The organism is Neglectibacter timonensis (genome assembly GCF_900048895.1).
In the GTDB taxonomy this organism is placed as follows: Bacteria; Bacillota; Clostridia; order Oscillospirales; family Acutalibacteraceae; genus Acutalibacter; species Acutalibacter timonensis.
Genome location: NZ_LT160638.1, coordinates 14,219 through 32,621, shown reverse-complemented (window position 1 = coordinate 32,621; position 18,403 = coordinate 14,219). Strand labels below are relative to the sequence as shown.

Here is an 18,403-nt window from a genome sequence, read left to right as displayed (position 1 = left end):
CTTGCTTTATCGAAACAAAAAATCCCATCCTGCTGCCAGAATGGGATTTTGCGCTGATAAAAGAGAGAAACATTTTGTCCGCCATTTTCAAAATTTGGATGTACCCTGGTCTTCCTCCGCAGCGGACAAATGCGATTCCAACCGAACTATTCTTCAATTATTTCAATTTTTCCGTGTTCCTTCTCAAAATTTTCTATTTCCCTGCGAATCAGGTATAGAATTTCGCCATTTCCGCTTCTGCCTTCGCTCTTCGCCACATAACGAAATTTGTAGTGTGTTTCTTGATCTATCCAAAGCCCAATGTGCTTTCCCTTTTCCTTCATTGACACCACCTCATTTATTTACAAGTTTGACGAGAACTGTTCCTCTCCCTACGAACCACATTTTGCTTTCTTGCCAGGTCGATCCTCGTCCCGAAGGCCTGGAAAGAAATGATTGGCTTTCTGATTTTACGATCCACGAATTGAAGCTTACTTCGAATTGGCTGCTGTCGTAATTCTTATAGCATTGATAAATTAAAAAGTGATATAATGGATATAGCTTGTTACAAAGAAAGAGACGCCGCCTCATGTTTAAAAACATTGTGCTGGATATGGGAACCGTGCTGTCGGTATCTGCTGGAAAAGCACGGGCTGACCGCCGGGGAATGTCTCTTTCTAGACGATATGCCTGTAAACGTCCGCGGCGCCTGTGAAGCGGGATGCATGGCGTTCTGTTTCAGAACGATTTTGACCGTCTGATGCAGGAATTTCAACGATAGCCCTATTAGGAGGTGTTATGATGAAGAAGTCCTATTTTTCCCTCTTCCTGCTGACAGCCTCGCTTCTTCTCACCGGCTGTGCGGCGGACAAATCCGCAGGGCCGGAGCTGCGGACCTATGCGTATACCGCCTCGGAAGAGCCTGTAAAGCCCACCCTGCAGTTTCAGGAGGACGGACAATTCCAGTTCTCCTATTCCGTGCTCAGCAGCCAAATCCTCTGCGGCGCCTATGAGGTACAGGACGATTCCCTCCTCCTAAAGGCGGAGGGTGACAGCGGAATTTATGTGTTCCGGCTGAATGGGGAATTTCTCACCTTCGATGCAAAGGCTTCCCCAAAACTTCCCGGCTTCGCCTCCATTCCGGACGGCGCAGTTTTCCGCTGATGAAAGACGAGCGCTTCCATCCTTCTGGATGGAAGCGCTTTCTTTTTTTCTTGTCACAGGCCCTGTTCTTCCTCTCCGGAAAGCGACATGGCTCTTCGGATCTGCTCATAGGAATAGCCCAGCCGCTGCAGGGCGGCTACCGCTCTGCGCCTGATTTTTTCATCTTCTTCCCAGCCGCCGTATCTCCGCTGAAGCACGGAGAGCACATTTTCTGTCTCCGCCTCCTCGTCCGCATACTCGGCCAGCAGCTCGTCAATGAGGGCGCTGTCGATGCCCTTGAGGGAAAGCTCCATGCGGACACGGCGGGAACCAAATTTTTTTCTCGAAAAGAGCTCCCGGGCATAATCCCGGGCAAAGGATTCGTCGTTGAGCAGGCCCAGCTCCTCCATATGATCCGCAGCGGCCTCCGCAGCTTCCCGGGACGCGGCGGTACGGGCAATCTTCTCCGTCAGCTCCCGTTTGGAATGGCTGCGGTGCTCCAGCAGATAGAGCGCCTTCTCCCTGGCCCTGCGGGCGTCCGACGCCTGCAGCAGCGAATGCAGTTCCTCATCCGTCAGCAGGTCGCCCGGCTTCAGGCCGGAGCGCAGGAAAGTTTCCGTATCTACCCGAACGGCGGCCTCCCCATCGAGAAACAGCTGGGTCAGCCCCTTGCGCCGGGGCTCAGCCGCTGTCAATTCCATCAATCGTCCACCGTGATATCAATATCCAGCTTTGCGGAAGCCGCCTTAGGCGCCTCCGCCGGCTTGGCTGCTTCCACAGGGGCGGCGGGAAGCTCCACCGGCGTGGCTACAGCCCGGTCCGGCGTGCGGCTGGGTATTTTATCGTAGAGTTTATCCACATTGGCGCGTACTTTCACCTCGATTTCCTCCGCCAGTGCTGGGTTGGCCCCCAGGAAATCCCGGGAATTGTCGCGGCCCTGGCCCAGACGGTCCCCATTGTAAGAGAACCAGGCACCGCTCTTCTGGATGATATCCAGCTTTACAGCCAGATCCAGCAGCTCTCCCATCTTGGAAATACCCCGGCCGTACAGCACGTCGAACTCCGCCACCCGGAAGGGGGGAGCAATCTTATTCTTGACCACCTTGGCCTTTGTGCGGCTGCCGATAACGTCAGTGCCGCTTTTAATCACCTCCGCCTTGCGCACGTCGATACGCACGGAGGAATAGAACTTCAGGGCGCGGCCGCCGGGGGTGACCTCCGGGTTGCCGTAGACAATGCCCACCTTTTCCCGCAGTTGGTTGATAAAGATGGCCACGCAGTTTGACTTGGATATGGCGCCCGCCAGCTTCCGCAGCGCCTGGCTCATCAGCCTTGCCTGCAAGCCCACATGGCTGTCTCCCATTTCCCCCTCTATTTCAGCCCGGGGCACCAGGGCCGCCACAGAGTCCACCACAATCACGTCGATGGCGTTGGAGCGCACCAGCGCCTCTGTAATTTCCAGCGCCTGCTCGCCGGTATCCGGCTGAGACACCAGAAGGGATTCCACATCCACACCAAGGTTTCCCGCGTAGACCGGATCCAGGGCGTGCTCCACGTCGATAAAGGCAGCATTGCCCCCTTGCTTCTGCCCCTCTGCGATGCAGTGCAGGGCCAGGGTGGTCTTACCAGAGGATTCCGGCCCATAAATCTCCACGATTCTGCCCCGGGGCAGGCCGCCGATGCCCAGCGCCAAGTCCAGCGACAGGGAACCAGTGGAAATGGCCTCTACGTTGAGCGCGGAATTCTGTCCCAAACGCATCACCGCACCCTCGCCAAACTGCTTCTTAATCTGCGCCAGCGCAGTATCCAGGGCTTTTGCCTTGTCGTCCGCCCCGCCGCCGCTGGCCTTTGTGCTGATGGGCGCCTTATTCTTTTCCGCCATGCCGATATCCTCCTGTAATTTGTCTCACTTTTCTCTCATTATAAAAGAAAATTACCGCAAAAGCAATGGATTTTAAAAATTTTCCGAACAAATGTTTCTGTCCGCTGCTACCATTTGAAACATTCCTGCCCCGTCGTCTTCGCTGGGCCGCAGGTCAAATCCCATCCTCTCATAAAAACCTTCTTTTCCCTGTGCGCTGATCAGTTCCAAACTCACAGCCCATCCCGGCGGAAGTTCTTTGCGCAGGCTGTGTAGGATGTGCTCCATCAGCAGCTTTCCCAAGCCTTTTCCCTGCCACTCCGGCAGGATGGCAAAATCCTTGAGATAAAAGGACATGCCTCCATCCCCCAATAGCCGGGCCATGCCTACGGGTATGCCGTCTTCCCAAAGGCTGAATACCTTCCAGCTGTTCTTCAGCGCACAGCTTATCTGATCCAGGCCGGGAGCCTCCCAGCCTACCGACGTGAACAGGCGCCGGAATTCCTCCGGCGTCAAAGCGTTTTCACAAACCGTCATATTCTTTTCCTCCAAACCCACCAGGTTTCATTCTCGTAGGGATAAAAGCCGATGCTGTAATAAAACTGTTGGTCAGACCCCACATAAGCGCAGCGCGCACCCAAATCTTTGCAGCGTTTCACCCCTTCCAGCACCGCCGCTTTTCCCAGGCCCATCCTTCTGTATTCCGGCAGGGTAAAGACCGGCTCCACATAGGCATACTCGTCCCCGGGAAGATACCACATGCCGCAATGGGCGGCATACTCCCCATTGGGGGCGACAATTAAAACGCGCAGGGCGTCGTTCCAATGACGGGCCTGGAATCCGGGCCGCCGCTTTGTATCTTCCAATTCCACTGCGTTTCTCTGGCGCTGATTGTTAAAGCCCCTCCAGATTGCATCATAATATTTCTGCGGATCAAAGCTGGCCTCGTCAAAGCTCATCACCGAGTATCCCTCAGGCAGGCTGTATTCCAAGTTTCTGCAGTCGATGCGCGCTACGGGTTCTCTTTCCACCGTCGCCTGAAACCCCATCTGCACCGCGGCCTGCTGGAATTCCAGATCCCCGTCCCGCAGAAGGACTTTCAGCTTTCCCTCTTTCTGCATGTTCTCAACGGCATAGACGAGCAGCGTTTCTTTCAGGGACCCATATCTTTCGTCCAGGCAGAAATACACCTCTCCAATGTCGCTTTCATAGAGGGCGAGGCCCACGATCTCCCCATCCTCCTCCGCTACGCCCATGTGGGATTGATGCTCCCTGTTCATATAGGGGCCGAACTGCCACTCCCACCTGGCCCAAAGATAATGGGGAGCCGTCATTTTCTCCCGGTTGATGCGCGCCAAAAATTCACAGACTCTCTGCCGGTCACCGGTATTCCCGGCTTCCGGCCGGTAACTTCTGATCTGAACGCTCATTGATCTTCCTCCTTTTCGCCTTTCCCTTCGTCATTCAGGGAGTTTCATAGGGGTTATCTGTTTTGATAAGCCCTTCTTTTCTCAGCTCATACAGTGTCTTACAGGCTTCCCCAATATATTTCCTGTCGTGGGAAACGCTGATGATACAGCCCTTAAACTCCCGCAGGATGCCCCGGATAACCGGGCCGGAGAGAGGGCTGAAATTTCGGGTGGGCTCATCCAGAATCAGCACATTATTTCCGTCCAAAATCATTTTGAGAAAAAACAGTTTTGCTTTCTGGCCGCCGGAAAGCTCCGCAACGCTGTGTCCGCATTCCTCCGGGGTATACTTCATGCTGCCCAGGTAGGTCTTTACCCGGGTGAGCTCAGCTTTCTCCCAGCTTTTGGCCAAAAATTCCACTGGGGTCAGGCTCCCGTCCACCGTCTCACTGTAGTCCTGAGGCATATACGCCGCCCGGATATCCTTCCGGGGCAGCAGCTCCGCCGCAATCCTGCGCAGCAGGGTGGTTTTCCCGGTGCCGTTTTTCCCGATGATGCACAGATGCTCCGGGCCGCGCACCGTCAGGTTCACCTGTTCCGCCAGCACCCCGTCCTCTGTCTCCAGGCGGGGAAGCGCCAACTCCAGCACGGTTTTTCCTGCGGGCAGTCCTGTATTTTCTCCGAATCCCACCAGAATAGCATCTTCGGCGTCCGGAAATTCGGTCATCTCCTCGTTTTCCCTCTCCAACCTGTGTTCCAGGGATTTTACCGCTTTCATCTTCTTCTTCAGCAGCCGCCCGCTGTGCGGGTCCTGCCGGGAGACAGAGGCCTGCTGATGCTCTACCTTCTGGTAGATCTGGCGGAAACGCTCCTGCTGTTTGCGCGCTTCCTCCCTCTCCTTTTTCGCCACTTGCTCCTGGTGGGAAAATTTGTTCAGCCGTTCCTCCAGATACTGCCGGTAGCCCATCCGGGCCACCGTATAACGGGGCAGCGTCTTCCTGCGAAGCTGCTCGATGTGCACAATCACGTTGGCGGTGTTTTCCAGCAGCGTTTCATCGTGGGAGACGTAGAGCACCGGCGCCGGACACTCCCGGATAAACTGTTCCAGCCATTCCAGCGTTTCAATGTCAATATCGTTGGAGGGTTCGTCCAGCAGGTAGCAGTCAGGCCTGCGCAGCAGCAGCATGGCCATGCGCAGCTTGACCTTCTCCCCGCCGGAAAAGGTTTTCATCCTGCGGTCGGAATAGAAAAGCTCCAGCGGGAACCCAAGCTTTTTGGAGGCCGAAGCCAGTTCTCCCGGAGAGCTCTCCGTAAAAGCTGGTTCCTCACAGCAGAATTCATAGGCGGTTTTTTCCTTCTCCTCCGCAGAAAGCTCCTGGGAAAGATAGGCCAGGATCATCCCGTCCTTTTGTATGGCTCCGCTGTGTTCCGCATAGCTTTCCACCAGCCGCTCGTCATAGATCAGTTTCAGCAGCGTGGATTTTCCGTTTCCCTCTTCCCCGATCACGGCGGCCTTGTCTCCAGAATTCAGGGAAAAGGTAAAGTCCTTCAGGATACCGCGCAGGTCCTTTTTCATGGATACCGTTAAATCTTTTATTTGAAGCATACATTCCTCCTGCAATACAAAGGGCCTGATCCGGCAATGCCGGATCAGGCCCTGACAAGACAAACACATCCTGTGAAAAACTGCGCAAACAGGCGCAGCATCCCCCTAAAACAAGTGAAACCCGGATGGTAGCATATCAAGTCTGAAAACCGGCAACAAGAAAAGACCCGCGGACACAGCTGCCGGAAAACACGGCGCAATGCCCGAAAGATGTTTTTCTTTTGCTTGTTCCAAGACTTATACTAACATCCTTCCACTCCTCTTTCGCAATCTTATTATCTAGAATAGAGCATCCCCTTTAAAATGTCAAGTATTCTTTTTGCAGAAGGGCTGCGCGGCGCTTTTATTCCGCCTGGGCTTCGGAAAGCTCCTTCTTATACAGGTACTTTTCCACCTCTTCGGCAATGTTCTGAGGAATCTTCCGCTCTACCGGGAATACGGCTGCGTTGATAACCGTTTCTCCAAAGGCCAGCACATGGGCGGTGGTCTTCTCCAGCGCCTGGGCGCAGAGAAAATCCAGAGTGTCAAACCGGTTGTGGATGTAGGCCGCTCCCGGCGCTCCGTCCCTGCTGAAGTTGACGGCAGGCACACCGCTGTCCGCAAAGGGAATGGAATCGCTGGAATAGATTCCCTGCCGCACCTCGGCGGAATACCCGTGGATTTTGGTGAAATATTCCAGGTAAAAAGCGAGCTTGTCCTCTGCGGTCACGACGATTTTGTCCACGCCCAGCACGGGGCCGCCCACATCTACATTGATCATCAGCAGATGATCCCTCAGCTGCTCCTGGTGGGATTTCACATAGGCCCAGCTGCCCTCCAGGCCAATCTCCTCCGAACCGTACCACATAAATTTTACCGTGCGCCTGGGCGGATTCTCCCGGAAATACCGCAGGATTTCCATGTTGATTACAGATCCGGCGCCGTTGTCGTACACGCCGGTGGAGTAGTCCACCGAATCGTAGTGCGCCCCAAAGGAGACCACCTCTTCCGGTTTTTCCGTACCCAGCACCGTCGCAATCACGTTGTGGGAAGTCCGCTCCACAGTCTCATTGTCCAGTACGATCCTGGCCTTTGCCGCTCCCCTGGCCACAAAATCCATAGCGTCCTTTACCCGGACGTGCACCATGGGCACGTTTCCAAAGGCCCGGAGCGTGCGGCGCAGCTTCCGGGTGGAAAGGTCTGTCTCCTCCGGCCTGTCCCGCAGCTCGCCTTCCATAGTGATGATTCCGGCAACGCCGGCTTTCATCAGCTTTTGAAACAGGGGAACCCGCAGAAAGCCGTTGACCAGCACAATTTTTCCTCTCGCCTCTCTGAGATCGACCTCGGTGGCGTTCTCCACATAGAGAAACTCCGCAGCCAGTCCTTCAGCCGGGGTATTCTCCGCGCATTTATAGCCGGTGACTGCATATTCCTGGCAAAACGGCTCTAAAATTTCCAACTTTGCCGTTTTGATCACCGCATCCTCGATTTCAAAGGGCTCGATGACGGCGGGAACCCCGATTGCCTCACACTCGGCCTTCAGGATTTCTGCAGCCCGGTATTCCTCCTCCGAACCGGCGACCCGGGTAAACCCAATTTTTTTCAGCAGTTCCAGTTCTCTTTCCCCATTCATCTGCATGTTACATTTCCTCCAATCATCCTGAATCAGGGCCTGCGGGGCAGGATGCCTCCGAACGCGGCCCAAAGCAACAATGGTATCATGGATTTTCTTCCATGATACCACCATACACTGATTTGGGCGGGAAGTCAAGTTCAGGCCTCAATATGCCATTCCACACCGCCCGGCGTATCCTTCAGCACAACGTGCCGCGCCTGCAGCTCATCACGGATCGCGTCTGCCGCTGCCCAATCCTTGTTCTTCCGCGCCTCAGCCCGCTTTGCAATCAGGCTTTCAATCTCTGCGGCCTCGGAATCGGAAACCGCAGCCTGCCCGGTTTTCCCCTTTTCCCGCTGCGCCGCTTCCAGCAGGCCCAGGGAGAGTACCGTATCAAAATCCGCCAGCAGATAACGCTTGGTGGCGTCGCTGAGTTCCGACTTCAGCACGTCATAGAGTACCGTAATCCCCAGAGAGGTATTCAGGTCGTTCCCCAGCGCCTCGGAAAACTGTTTCCGGAAGGGCTTTGCCGTCTCCAAATCCGGTTCCCCCTCCTCCTTCAGCGCCGCCACCCGGGCAACCAGCTTTTTGTAGGCCTGGGCGGTATTGTCCAGCGTCTCAAAGGAAAACACCAGGGGCTTGCGGTAGTGGGACTGCAGGCAGAACATGCGGTACATCAGGGGATCGTACCCCTTTTCCTCCAGCAGAGACACGGTGAGGAATCCTCCCTTTGACTTGCTCATTTTTCCCCGCTGGTCATTGAGATGCAGCACATGGAACCAGTATCTGCACCAGGGATGGCCCAAATAGGCCTCGCTCTGGGCGATTTCATTGGTGTGGTGGGGAAACGCGTTGTCGATGCCGCCGCAATGGATATCTAGGTATTCGCCCAGATGCTTCACACTGATGCTGGAGCATTCAATATGCCACCCGGGGTAGCCATATCCCCAGGGGCTCTCCCATTTGAGCTCCTGGTCTTCAAACTTGGATTTGGTGAACCAGAGAACGAAGTCGGTCTTGCTGCGCTTGTTCTCGTCCTCCTCCACGCTGTCCCGGACGCCCACAGCCAAATCATCGCTGCTCTGGTTGCCGAAAACATAGTAGTTTTCCAGCCTGGAGGTGTCGAAGTACACATTCCCTCCCGCCAGGTAGGCATATCCCTTTTCCAGCAGCACGGAGATCATCCGGATGAAATCATCCACACAAGTGGTGGCGGGCACAACCGTATCCGGCTTGCGGATTTGGAGCTTTTCGCAGTCGGCAAAAAAAGCGTCGGTATAGAACTTGGCGATTTCCAGCACGGACTTGTGCTCCCGTTTCGCCCCCGCAAGCATTTTATCCTCTCCGGTATCGGAATCGCTGGCAAGATGCCCCACGTCAGTGATATTCATCACCCGGTCCACCTCATAGCCCTCGTAGCGCAGGAACTTTTCCAGCACATCCTCCATGATATAACTGCGCAGATTGCCGATATGGGCAAAATGATAGACCGTGGGCCCGCAGGTGTACATACGCACCTTTCCGGGTTCATGGGGGACAAAGGGTTCTTTCCTTTGGGTCAGCGTATTGTAAAGTTCCATATTTTCTCTTCCTTTCCTGCTCCATACTGAATTTGATCTCCGTACCTGGATCACCTTTGAACAAATTCCGCCAAATAGCCCGGCGCTTACCTGGGAGATTCTCTTGATTCCCTCTGGCTTTATTCCGGCGTTTTTCCCCTGCTCTCCATCTCATTGACCTGGTTTTGCAGCCGCTCCAGCTCGCCCCGCAGACGGCACAGCTCCATGGACACCGGGTCTGCCATGTGGATTTGGTCAAGCTGCTCGTTGCAGTTGCTCACTTTCTGACCGCCGATCCTCACTACCCTGGCGGGCACGCCCACCGCCGTGGCGTCCGGCGGCACCTCGTCCAGCACCACCGCGCCTGCAGCCACCCGGGCGTTGTCCCCCACCTTGAACGGCCCCAGCACCTTGGCTCCTGCACCCACCAGCACGTTGTTTCCCAGGGTGGGGTGCCGCTTCCCGTGATCCTTTCCCGTGCCGCCCAGCGTCACGTTTTGGTACAGGGTGCAGTGGTCGCCGATCTCCGTGGTTTCACCGATGACCACGCCCATGCCGTGGTCGATGAAAAGCCCCTTACCGATCTTTGCCGCGGGGTGAATTTCAATTCCCGTCTTCTTTCGGGAATGCTGGGAGATAAACCGGGCGATAAATTTTAAGTTGCGGCGGTAAAACCAATTGGCCCTGCGGTGGGCCCGTACGGCCTTGAACCCGGAATAGAGAAAAAACACCTCCAGCCGCGAACGGGCTGCGGGGTCACGTTCCATCACCGCGTCCAAATCCTCTTTCAGCCTTTGAAACAATTCACATCAACTCCTCACGAAAAATCGCCTTCGCAGACGGATTTCGTCTGCGAAGGCGATACATACCGCGGTTCCACTTCGCTTTGTCACTTATTCCAGGCTTTAACGGCCCCCGCCGGGCAGGGATTCTCCCCCTGCCTGCTCCGGAACGCATTTCCCCGGGAATACTCACAAAAGGGGCTTTCAGCCCATGGCCCCTTTTCTCTGGATGCTTTCCCCCCAGGTACTTCTTTCCTTCTCTGCATTACCAACATTATATGCCCCAAACGGGCATTTGTAAACTGTTTTTCATCAGAAGCTCAGCTGCGTATCCTGATACTTGCTGCGCTCTTCCTTCCGCTTCTCCAGCAGGGTGTCGATCTTTTTGTGAGAATCGATCAGCGCGCTGATGGACATATCGTGATTCAGTGCGCTGATAAAATAGGCGATGTACTTGGATACATCCACCTCATAGAACCAGGGACGGTTCTTCAGCTCCTCCGAGAGATATGTCAGGTTGGAACCGAACACACCGTCAATAAAGCCCTCCTGATATGCCTTGTCAAAGGAAGCAAGTCCATTGGTAAAAATGGCATAGGTGGCATAGGTGAAGATGCGTTTTGCGTTGCGAGCCTTCAGATTATAAGCGATGTCCAGCATAGATTCCCCGGAGGAGATGATGTCATCCGAAATAAAGGCATCCTTGCCCGCTACGTCAGAACCCAAATATTCATGGGCGATGATGGGATTGCGGCCGTCCACCACACGGGAATAATCCCGGCGCTTATAGAACATGCCCAGCTCCACCCCCAAAACAGAGGCGTAGTACATGTTGCGGTCGAGCGCGCCCTCGTCCGGGCTGACGACCATGAAATCCTCCCGGTCTGTGGAGAGGTCCGGGAAACTGCGGAACATTTTCTTGAGTACCTGGTAACTGGGCATCAGGTTATCGAAGCCCATGAGGGGAACAGCGTTCTGCACTCTTGGGTCGTGGGCGTCAAAGGTCAGCACATTGGAGACGCCCATGTTCTGCAGCTCCTGCAGGGCAAAGGCACAGTCCAGGGATTCCCGGTAGCTTCTGCGGTGCTGCCTGCCTCCGTAGAGCAGGGGCATAATCACGTTGATTCGGTGGGCCTTACCGCTGGCCGCCTGAATCAGCCGCTTCAGGTCCTGGAAATGGTCGTCGGGAGACATGTGGTTCTCCTGACCGAAATAATTGTAGGTACAGCTGTAGTTTCCCACATCTACGACGAAGAACAGATCATATCCACGCACTGTGGAATTGATCATTCCCTTTCCGTCGCCTGAGGAAAAGCGGGGACAGGAGTTACCGATGGTAAATGTGTCTACTTCCATGCCGGCCTCGTGTGCCCAGCGGAGCAAGTGCGCTTCGATCTTGGCGGAAAGTTCCCTCGCCCCTTCCAGAGCGATGATGCCTAACGGTGCCACTCTGTTCTCGGGGCTGAAAAAAAACTGAGCCGATTGATCCATACAGTTGCCATTCCTTTCTGTTCCGTTCCAGGACCCTTCCGTCCATACCCAAGAAAAGCCGCATGACTCAGCAGGCTTTCCAAATCTAAAAGCCTGCTGAGTCTCAACTGCCGTTCCGGAAATCCGGGCGAAGTCCATATAATATTGTTGTCAGGACCGCCGTCCAGCAGTCCCTTTCAGCTACTAAATAGTAGCACAAAAAAACGTACAATTCTACAAAAAACGTACCTTTTTTCGATTTTGCGCGGACTGACCAATTTTAGGTTCTGAAAAAACGCTTATTTTGACGAGCTGCGCAGGGTGAGAGCATCATAGCCTGTCAAAACAGCCTGTTTGACGGGCTCTCCGGTATCCACTCTTTCCCAGGCTCCGGTAAGCTTCACTTCCGCTTCCCTGCCGGAGAAATTCTGCAGGAACAGGTACCGGCGCTCCTCCGTCTCCCTGAGACAGGCCTCCACGCCTTCGGGAAGTTCATCCGCCGCCGCATGCTTCACTTCCAGTTCTTTCACCAACCCGCGGTACAGATCCCGGTAAAAATCTTCGTCCGCCCTGGCAGCCAGATAATAAGCCTTTCCCCTTCCGAACTCATTTACCGTGAAAGCGGGCTCTCCCTGATAGAAATCCTCCCCGTACGTTCCCAGGGTCCTGGCTCCCTTCAGATGAATCAGCGCGCTGAGCTCACTGGTTTCATATCGCCTTCCATCTTCCATGAGAATACTGTTCTTCTCGCCGTCATACAGGGCATCCGTGGTCTCATGCCAGACGCCAAACAGATCCATGAGCCCCGCGCCGGGCCAGCCGCCCAGGTAACAGAGGTCATTCTCGTTGACCAGGCCCGTGTGATAAGTGCCCACCAGCGTGCCGCCCTGCTCCACAAAATCCCGGAGCTTCTGCTCAAATCCGGCTCTCAGCAGGTACAGCATGGGGGCGATCACCAGCTTATAGCCGGAAAGCTCACATTCCTCGTCCACTACGTCCACCGGCACGCCCATCTTCCACAGCGCCTTGTAATGCGCCTGCAGCGTTTCCAGATAGTGCATGCCGCAGTTGCGCGGTCCGGCTGCACCCTCTATGGCCCACAGGTTTTCCACGTCCAACACCAGGGCGGCCTCCGCTTTGACATTGGAACCCTGCACCTCGCCGATCTCCAGCAGCCTGCGTCCCAAGGCTTCCACATCCCGGAATTCCCGGGTATCGCTGCCGCCGTAATGATCTACCACGGCGCCATGGAATTTTTCCGAGGCGCCCCGGCTCTTGCGGAACTGAAAGTACTGCACGGAATCCGAGCCGTGCGCCACGGCCTGCATGCTTGCCGCCAAATGCATGCCGGGGCGCTTCAGCCGGGACACCGGAGACCAGTTTGTGGCGCTGGGCGTGCTCTCCATCAGCAGGAAGGGCTGCTTTTTGAGGGAGCGCATCACATCATGCCAAAGGGCAAAAGAAACTGCCTGATCCCCGTTATCCCCTGCCTTCCATTGGGGATAGCTGTCCCAGGAAACGATATCCAGGTCGTTCTTGAATTTGAAATAGTTATATTCCGTGAAGTAATTCATGAAATTGGTGGTGACAGGCAGCTCAGGAGCTTCTGCACGTACCGCCTTACTCTCTTCCCGCATGAAATCCACCACCTGATCTGTGGTGAAACGCTTCCAATCCAGCCAAAGGCCGTGGGTACCCCGTTCCCCATTGGCCACCGGCGCGTGGATTTGTTCCCAGCTGGTATAGGTATGGCTCCAGAAGGTTGTCCACCACTGCTGGTTCAGCTGCTCCAGCGTACCGTATTTCTTCTGCAGCCAGCCCCGAAAGGCTTTCTGGCACAAGGGGCACCAGCAGACGCCTCCGTATTCATTGGACAGGTGCCACAGGATGACGCCGGGATGCTTCCCAAACCGCCTGGCAAGAGCTCCATCTATCTGGCGCACCTTTTCCCGGTAATAGGGGGAGGTGTAACAGTGATTGTGGCGCTCTCCGCTCCAGTCCCGCACCATATGGTCTGACATACGGCGGATTTCCTCGTATTTCTCACTCATCCACAGGGGTTTCGCGCCGGATGGAGTGGCAAGAATCGTGTAGATTCCGTTCTGATAGAGCTCTTCTATGATCTGCTCCAGCCAATCGAACTCGTAAACGCCCTCCTTTGGTTCCAGCCTGGCCCAGGCAAAAATTCCCACAGAAACACAGTTCATATGGGCCTCTTTCATCAGTTCGATGTCCCGTTTCAGGATATCGGGCCGGTCCAGCCATTGGTCTGGGTTGTAGTCCGCTCCGTGAAGCAGATGGATTCCCTCCGGCAAGTTCAGTTTCATTTTCCTAACTCCTCCCTTTTCCGCTGCCCCACCTGCGATGGGCACGCTGTAAGCTTCTGCGGCTATTCTACCGCACCTGCGGTGGGCAAGCCGCGCATCTCAACCTCTTCGGTTCTTCAGCCCACCGCACGCGTCTCAGGTTATTTTTCATTATACCATAACCGGACGAATTGGGAAGGTGTTTTCTCAAATACCGGCATTGTTTTTCCTGTTCTTTCCTCAGCTCCGTCCATTCCCAAAGCCTCTGCACTGCCGTCATCATGCCTCTGAAAGAACATCCTCTTCTAGTCAGCCTGTTCCGTTTCAGCTTCCCATCTACTCCGCGAAACAAAACTTTTCATCTGTTTTCAAAAGGATGTTTTAACTTCAGACATTTTTACCTTACCCTTTATCTGACGAGCCGGCGTCTGGCATCCAAAATAAAAATCTGACAAAACCGCGCACAAAATCACCGGACGGACGAAATAAATGAGAGTATAATAAAGCTACCGCAAGAAAAAAGGAGGAACCCGTATGGAATGGACACAGCTTCTGAACCAGGCCATCGACTATTTGGAGGAACACCTTACCGGAGAAATTTCCGGGACCGAGGCAGCCTCGCACGTTGGCCTGTCGGCCTTTCATTTTCAGCGTGCCTTCTCCCTGATGACGGGACTCACAGTTTCAGAATACCTGCGCAGCCGCAGGCTTTCCCTAGCTGGGCAGGACCTGCTGCGGGGTGCAAAGGTGTTGGACACGGCGCTCAAATACGGCTATGAGACGCCGGAAAGCTTCTCCAAAGCCTTCCAGCGCTTTCACGGGGCGGCTCCTTCCCGGGCGAGAGCTCCCGGAACCCTGCTCAAGTCCTTTCCACGCCTTGCGGTTAAAATCACTTTGGAAGGTGGAATTGCCATGGAATACCGGATTGAGGAAAAGCCCGCAATCCCGATTGTGGGAAAAATAAAACAGTTCACTAACGAGAACAGCAAGGAGGGAATCCCCGCGTTTTGGAGCGAATACCGAAGCTCCGGCCTGATGGACCAGGTTCCCGGGGAGTTCGGCATCTGCCTGCAGCCGGAGGAAAACGGATCCGCCTGGTCCTACTGCATCGGCGCTGAATCCCGCCTGTCAGCCGGCGTTCCGGTAGGCTTTGCAGAGTTGGAAATTCCAGCGCATACCTGGGCTGTCTTTCCCTGCCGGGGCGCTATGCCCCGCGCTATCCAACAGCTGTGGGACCGGATTTACAGCGAATGGCTGCCTCAGTCCGGTTACGAGCTTCTGCCTGACTGCGATATAGAATACTACACGGAGGGGGACACGGATTCCCCTGAATATGCCAGCGAAATCTGGATTCCGGTGAAGGAGAAAAAACGGTAAAAAGGGGCTGCTGATCCATGACAGACTTTGTACGCAACCATTTCCGCGCCGTGGGAACCTATACCTGCGCCGGACCATATCGGGACTACTTCCGCAGCTTGCCCGACGACCTCCGAACACTGGGCAGCCTGCTCTGCGGCCAAATTCTTCACCGGGTGACACTGCGCGACGGCAACCCCTTTGCTACCGCTGATCTGCGCTACGGCGATCTCCCCTTCTCCCCGTGGTCCCGCATGCGCTGCGAGGACGATATCTCCCCCCCCGCGCCCGCCATGACGGCAGAACTCTTCCGCCTGGACCCCCGGGGGTTTGTACCGGACCGGCGGGGAGAGGAGAAACTTGTGCTCACCTGCCGTTATCTGTCGGTACTGTTCTCCGCCGTCTGCAAGGCAAAGGGAATCCCATGCCGGAGCAGGGCAGGATTCGCCCCTTATTTCGTACCCGGCAAAAGTTTGGACCACTGGATCAACCAGGTGTGGTGCGAGGAACTGCAGCGGTGGATTACCCTGGATGCAGACGGCTTTTACGACGAAAAGGCCATGGGCCTGAACCAATATGATCTGCATGAAGGGCAGTTTGATTGGGCGGCAAGGGCCTGGCTGAACATCCGTTCTGGAAAGACGGACGGTTCCCAATATCTCTACGCCGACGGACTGGGAACCTGCTCCCTAAAAGCGGTGATCCGGTATCTGTTTTACGATTTTCACGCTTTGATGAACCAGGAAATCTCCTACCGGTTTCAGCCCTGCTATCTCGATGAAAAATTCGACTCTCTCACAGAAGCCCAATTCCGTGAACTGGACCGGCTGGCCGAGTTGTTGCTGGAACCGGATGAAAACCTGCAGAAACTCATCTCCCTGTGGGAATCCACTCCAAAGTTCCGTATTCTCAACAGCCCGTTGGTGGGTGATCGGGACAATCTCCCGCTGCTTGCGGCGGCGGAAAGAAGAAACGGAACGGTACGAGACCGGTGAAAAACCTCCAGCAGCCGAAAGAGCCTTCCCGCGAAGAAAGCGGGAAGGCTCTTTTCTATCTGTATGATTTCTCAGTCGTCTCCGTTCTCAGCCTTAGCCTCCTCGATGACCTTCTGGGCCACATTGGAGGGAGCCTCCTCATAGCGCTCAAAAGTAAAGGTGAAGCTGCCCCGGCCCTGGGTTACCTGGCGGACGTAGGTGCAGAAGTCATGCATCTCTGCCATGGGCACCTCGGCCTCCACAGTCTGTTTTCCCTCTCCTGCGGGATTCATTCCCAGCACGCGGCCCCGGCGTTTGTTGACCTCGCCCATAATATCGCCCATGTTGGCGTCCGGCACCGTGGCCTGCAGCAGGCCGATAGGCTCCAGCAGCACAGGATTCGCCTGGGGCATGCCCGCTTTATACGCTAAAGTGGCGGCCATCTTGAAGGACATTTCGGAGGAGTCCACCGGATGATAGGAACCGTCGTAGAGCACAGCGGAAAGCCCGACCACCGGATAGCCCGCCAACGGACCTTTCAGGATGCATTCCCGCAGGCCTTTTTCCACTGCGGGGAAGAAGCCCTTGGGCACCGAACCGCCCACCACACGTTCGCCGAATTCCAATCCGTCGCTGTCACAGGGAGAAAACTCAATCCACACATCACCGAACTGGCCGTGGCCGCCGGTCTGCTTCTTATGCCGCCCCTGCACCTGCACCTTTTTGCGAATGGTCTCCCGATAGGGAACCTTTGGCTTTTTCAGCGTGATATCCACGCCAAACTTTGCCTTGAGCTTAGAAACCGCCACATCCAGATGCTGCTCGCCCAGTCCGCTGAGCACCATCTCATGGGTTTCGTGATTGGTGGTAAATTTCAGAGTGGGATCCTCCTCGGAGAGACGGAGCATGCCCTGGGCCACTTTATCCTCTTCCCCTTTATTCTTGGGCACAATGGCCATGGAAAGGGTGGGATTGGGGTACTCTACGCCGTCAAGCACCACCTTGTGCGCCGGGGAACAAAGAGTATCGCCTGTATTGGTGGAAGTGAGCTTCGGAATGGCACCGATATCCCCAGCGCCGATATATTTCACATCCTCCTGCTTTTTGCCGCACATCATTACGGTTTTGCCAATGCGTTCGGTATTTCCGGTACGCATGTTAACAAGCTGGGATTCCGTGGAAATTTTTCCTGAAATAACCTTTACATAAGAGAGCTTTCCAATAAAGGGATCGGCCACGGTTTTGAAGACTATCGCCGCGGGGGAAGCCCCTTCGTTTACCTGAAGCTCCACCGGATTGCCGTCCACATCCAGACCCACTTCCCCGGCCTTTTCCTCCGCAGAGGGAGCAAGCCAGGCAAGGCCGTCCAGGAACTGCTCCATACCGCGCATGAGCATGGCGTCGCCGCAGAACACAGGGGTGATCGCACCCGATTTCACACCCTTGCTGACACCCACAATCACCTCTTCCGGGGTGAATTCTTCGCCTGCAAAATATTTTTCAAACAGGGCGTCGTCCGTCTCCGCCACAGCCTCATAGATAGCGGTGCGCAGGCCCTCAAGCCGGTCTCCCATATCGGGCATGGGAACGGGCACCGGCTTGCCGCCGGAATAATCGTACGCCTTGTATTCCAGCAAATTGATATAGATATTGGCCTGACCGTCCTGAATAAAGGGAACCACCACCGGACAGACGGAAGGACCGAACTGGGCTTTTAAATCCTCAAATACGCGATAAAACCGGGCGCTCTCATCGCACAGGCCGTTGACAAAGAAAATCTTCGCCAAATCCCGCTTGGATGCGGCCTCAAAGGCCTTCTCCGTTCCCACGGCAATGCCGTTTTTGCCGGAGATTACAATAAGTACCGTATCCGCAGCCCGCATCGCCTCACAGAGGCCGCCCTCAAAGTCAAACAGGCCGGGCGCGTCCAGCAGGTTGATCTTCTTATTTTTCCACTCGACAGGCGCTACCGCCGCCGAGATCGACGTTCTCCTGCGAACCTCTTCAGGGTCGTAGTCGCACACGGTATTTCCGTCATCCACTTTGCCGCGCCGGTCGGAAGCTCCGGCGAGATAGAGCATCGCCTCGGCGAGTGAAGTCTTTCCCGAACCGCCGTGGCCCGCCACAGCGAGATTGATAATAGATTTTGCCTGATAGGGATTCATAACCGAATCGCTCCTTCCACAACCACAATTTTGCGGCCCTTGGCCGCTGCCGGTCATGTACTTGACTGTATAAGACAACCAAAGATCACGAGGCATGGTTCATTATATCTCATTATCTGAAGAAACGCAATGGTTTTTCCGAGAATTATATGAATATTCCGTTTCCAAAAGTTCTTTTTTAGATATAATGTACAAATAT

15 protein-coding genes are annotated in these 18,403 nt (G+C 55.0%); 3 read left to right on the top strand and 12 right to left on the bottom strand.

The window, feature by feature from the left end:
* Positions 1-146: 146 nt before the first annotated feature.
* On the bottom strand, positions 147-323 hold the full coding sequence (locus BN3911_RS17355) for a hypothetical protein (RefSeq protein ID WP_187127677.1): 177 nt from the start codon (positions 321-323) through the stop codon (positions 147-149).
* Positions 324-777: 454 nt separating this feature from the next.
* Here BN3911_RS17355 and BN3911_RS03850 point away from each other — a divergent pair, with 454 nt between their 5' ends.
* Positions 778-1,143: a hypothetical protein gene (locus BN3911_RS03850; protein WP_147578513.1), complete on the top strand. Its 366-nt coding sequence runs from the start codon at positions 778-780 to the stop codon at positions 1,141-1,143.
* A 53-nt stretch (positions 1,144-1,196) separates the two neighbouring features.
* Here the strand turns inward: BN3911_RS03850 and BN3911_RS03845 are convergent, their stop codons facing one another.
* From BN3911_RS03845 to BN3911_RS03800, 10 genes are all read right to left on the bottom strand, one after another.
* Positions 1,197-1,823, bottom strand: a complete 627-nt coding sequence (locus BN3911_RS03845) for a regulatory protein RecX (RefSeq protein WP_066861593.1) — start codon at positions 1,821-1,823, stop codon at positions 1,197-1,199.
* The gene (gene recA / locus BN3911_RS03840; protein ID WP_074039113.1) at positions 1,823-3,004 is read right to left on the bottom strand and encodes a recombinase RecA; all 1,182 of its coding nucleotides are present in this window, start codon (positions 3,002-3,004) and stop codon (positions 1,823-1,825) included. The genes BN3911_RS03845 and recA overlap by 1 nt, the downstream gene beginning before the upstream one ends.
* Positions 3,005-3,076: 72 nt before the next feature.
* Positions 3,077-3,520 carry a GNAT family N-acetyltransferase gene (locus tag BN3911_RS03835; RefSeq protein ID WP_066861590.1) on the bottom strand — a complete coding sequence of 148 codons (444 nt, stop codon included), beginning with the start codon at positions 3,518-3,520 and terminating at the stop codon, positions 3,077-3,079.
* Positions 3,517-4,413, bottom strand: a complete 897-nt coding sequence (locus BN3911_RS03830; protein WP_066861587.1) for a GNAT family N-acetyltransferase — start codon at positions 4,411-4,413, stop codon at positions 3,517-3,519. The genes BN3911_RS03835 and BN3911_RS03830 overlap by 4 nt, the downstream gene beginning before the upstream one ends.
* A 34-nt stretch (positions 4,414-4,447) precedes the next feature.
* Complete coding sequence (locus BN3911_RS03825; protein WP_066862264.1) at positions 4,448-5,998, bottom strand: ATP-binding cassette domain-containing protein; 1,551 nt, start codon at positions 5,996-5,998, stop codon at positions 4,448-4,450.
* A gap of 343 nt (positions 5,999-6,341) precedes the next feature.
* A complete protein-coding gene (locus BN3911_RS03820; protein WP_066861585.1) occupies positions 6,342-7,616 on the bottom strand; it encodes a M28 family metallopeptidase in 1,275 nt (424 codons plus the stop codon).
* A 134-nt stretch (positions 7,617-7,750) separates the two neighbouring features.
* Positions 7,751-9,172, bottom strand: a complete 1,422-nt coding sequence (gene cysS, locus BN3911_RS03815; protein ID WP_066861582.1) for a cysteine--tRNA ligase — start codon at positions 9,170-9,172, stop codon at positions 7,751-7,753.
* A 119-nt stretch (positions 9,173-9,291) separates the two neighbouring features.
* Positions 9,292-9,954 (bottom strand): serine O-acetyltransferase, encoded by a 663-nt coding sequence (cysE, locus tag BN3911_RS03810; RefSeq protein WP_066861579.1) that lies wholly within the window; start codon positions 9,952-9,954, stop codon positions 9,292-9,294.
* Between the two features lie 291 nt (positions 9,955-10,245).
* Positions 10,246-11,424 (bottom strand): ribose-phosphate pyrophosphokinase, encoded by a 1,179-nt coding sequence (locus BN3911_RS03805; protein ID WP_066862260.1) that lies wholly within the window; start codon positions 11,422-11,424, stop codon positions 10,246-10,248.
* 278 nt (positions 11,425-11,702) lie between these two features.
* Positions 11,703-13,730, bottom strand: coding sequence for a beta-galactosidase (locus BN3911_RS03800; RefSeq protein ID WP_066861576.1), 2,028 nt, complete (start codon positions 13,728-13,730; stop codon positions 11,703-11,705).
* A gap of 513 nt (positions 13,731-14,243) precedes the next feature.
* On the opposite strand from BN3911_RS03800, the gene BN3911_RS03795 reads away from it, so the two are divergent.
* Both BN3911_RS03795 and BN3911_RS03790 read left to right on the top strand, forming a co-directional pair.
* A complete protein-coding gene (locus tag BN3911_RS03795) occupies positions 14,244-15,086 on the top strand; it encodes an AraC family transcriptional regulator (RefSeq protein ID WP_066861574.1) in 843 nt (280 codons plus the stop codon).
* 17 nt (positions 15,087-15,103) lie between these two features.
* Positions 15,104-16,060 (top strand): transglutaminase-like domain-containing protein, encoded by a 957-nt coding sequence (locus tag BN3911_RS03790; RefSeq protein ID WP_066861572.1) that lies wholly within the window; start codon positions 15,104-15,106, stop codon positions 16,058-16,060.
* A gap of 71 nt (positions 16,061-16,131) precedes the next feature.
* On the opposite strand, the gene BN3911_RS03785 is transcribed toward BN3911_RS03790, so the two are convergent.
* Positions 16,132-18,204 (bottom strand): elongation factor G, encoded by a 2,073-nt coding sequence (locus tag BN3911_RS03785; RefSeq protein WP_066861570.1) that lies wholly within the window; start codon positions 18,202-18,204, stop codon positions 16,132-16,134.
* Positions 18,205-18,403: the final 199 nt, after the last annotated feature.

Bases quoted from the DNA above. Each gene is read 5' to 3' on its own strand.
- cysS (WP_066861582.1), bottom strand. From the start codon at position 9,172: ATGGAACTTTACAATACGCTGACCCAAAGGAAAGAACCCTTTGTCCCC.
- BN3911_RS03790 (WP_066861572.1), top strand. From the start codon at position 15,104: ATGACAGACTTTGTACGCAACCATTTCCGCGCCGTGGGAACCTATACC.
- recA (WP_074039113.1), bottom strand. From the start codon at position 3,004: ATGGCGGAAAAGAATAAGGCGCCCATCAGCACAAAGGCCAGCGGCGGC.
- BN3911_RS03830 (WP_066861587.1), bottom strand. From the start codon at position 4,413: ATGAGCGTTCAGATCAGAAGTTACCGGCCGGAAGCCGGGAATACCGGT.
- BN3911_RS03820 (WP_066861585.1), bottom strand. From the start codon at position 7,616: ATGCAGATGAATGGGGAAAGAGAACTGGAACTGCTGAAAAAAATTGGG.
- BN3911_RS17355 (WP_187127677.1), bottom strand. From the start codon at position 323: ATGAAGGAAAAGGGAAAGCACATTGGGCTTTGGATAGATCAAGAAACA.
- BN3911_RS03845 (WP_066861593.1), bottom strand. From the start codon at position 1,823: ATGGAATTGACAGCGGCTGAGCCCCGGCGCAAGGGGCTGACCCAGCTG.
- BN3911_RS03785 (WP_066861570.1), bottom strand. From the start codon at position 18,204: ATGAATCCCTATCAGGCAAAATCTATTATCAATCTCGCTGTGGCGGGC.
- BN3911_RS03795 (WP_066861574.1), top strand. From the start codon at position 14,244: ATGGAATGGACACAGCTTCTGAACCAGGCCATCGACTATTTGGAGGAA.
- BN3911_RS03850 (WP_147578513.1), top strand. From the start codon at position 778: ATGATGAAGAAGTCCTATTTTTCCCTCTTCCTGCTGACAGCCTCGCTT.
- BN3911_RS03835 (WP_066861590.1), bottom strand. From the start codon at position 3,520: ATGACGGTTTGTGAAAACGCTTTGACGCCGGAGGAATTCCGGCGCCTG.
- BN3911_RS03805 (WP_066862260.1), bottom strand. From the start codon at position 11,424: ATGGATCAATCGGCTCAGTTTTTTTTCAGCCCCGAGAACAGAGTGGCA.
- BN3911_RS03825 (WP_066862264.1), bottom strand. From the start codon at position 5,998: ATGCTTCAAATAAAAGATTTAACGGTATCCATGAAAAAGGACCTGCGC.
- BN3911_RS03800 (WP_066861576.1), bottom strand. From the start codon at position 13,730: ATGAAACTGAACTTGCCGGAGGGAATCCATCTGCTTCACGGAGCGGAC.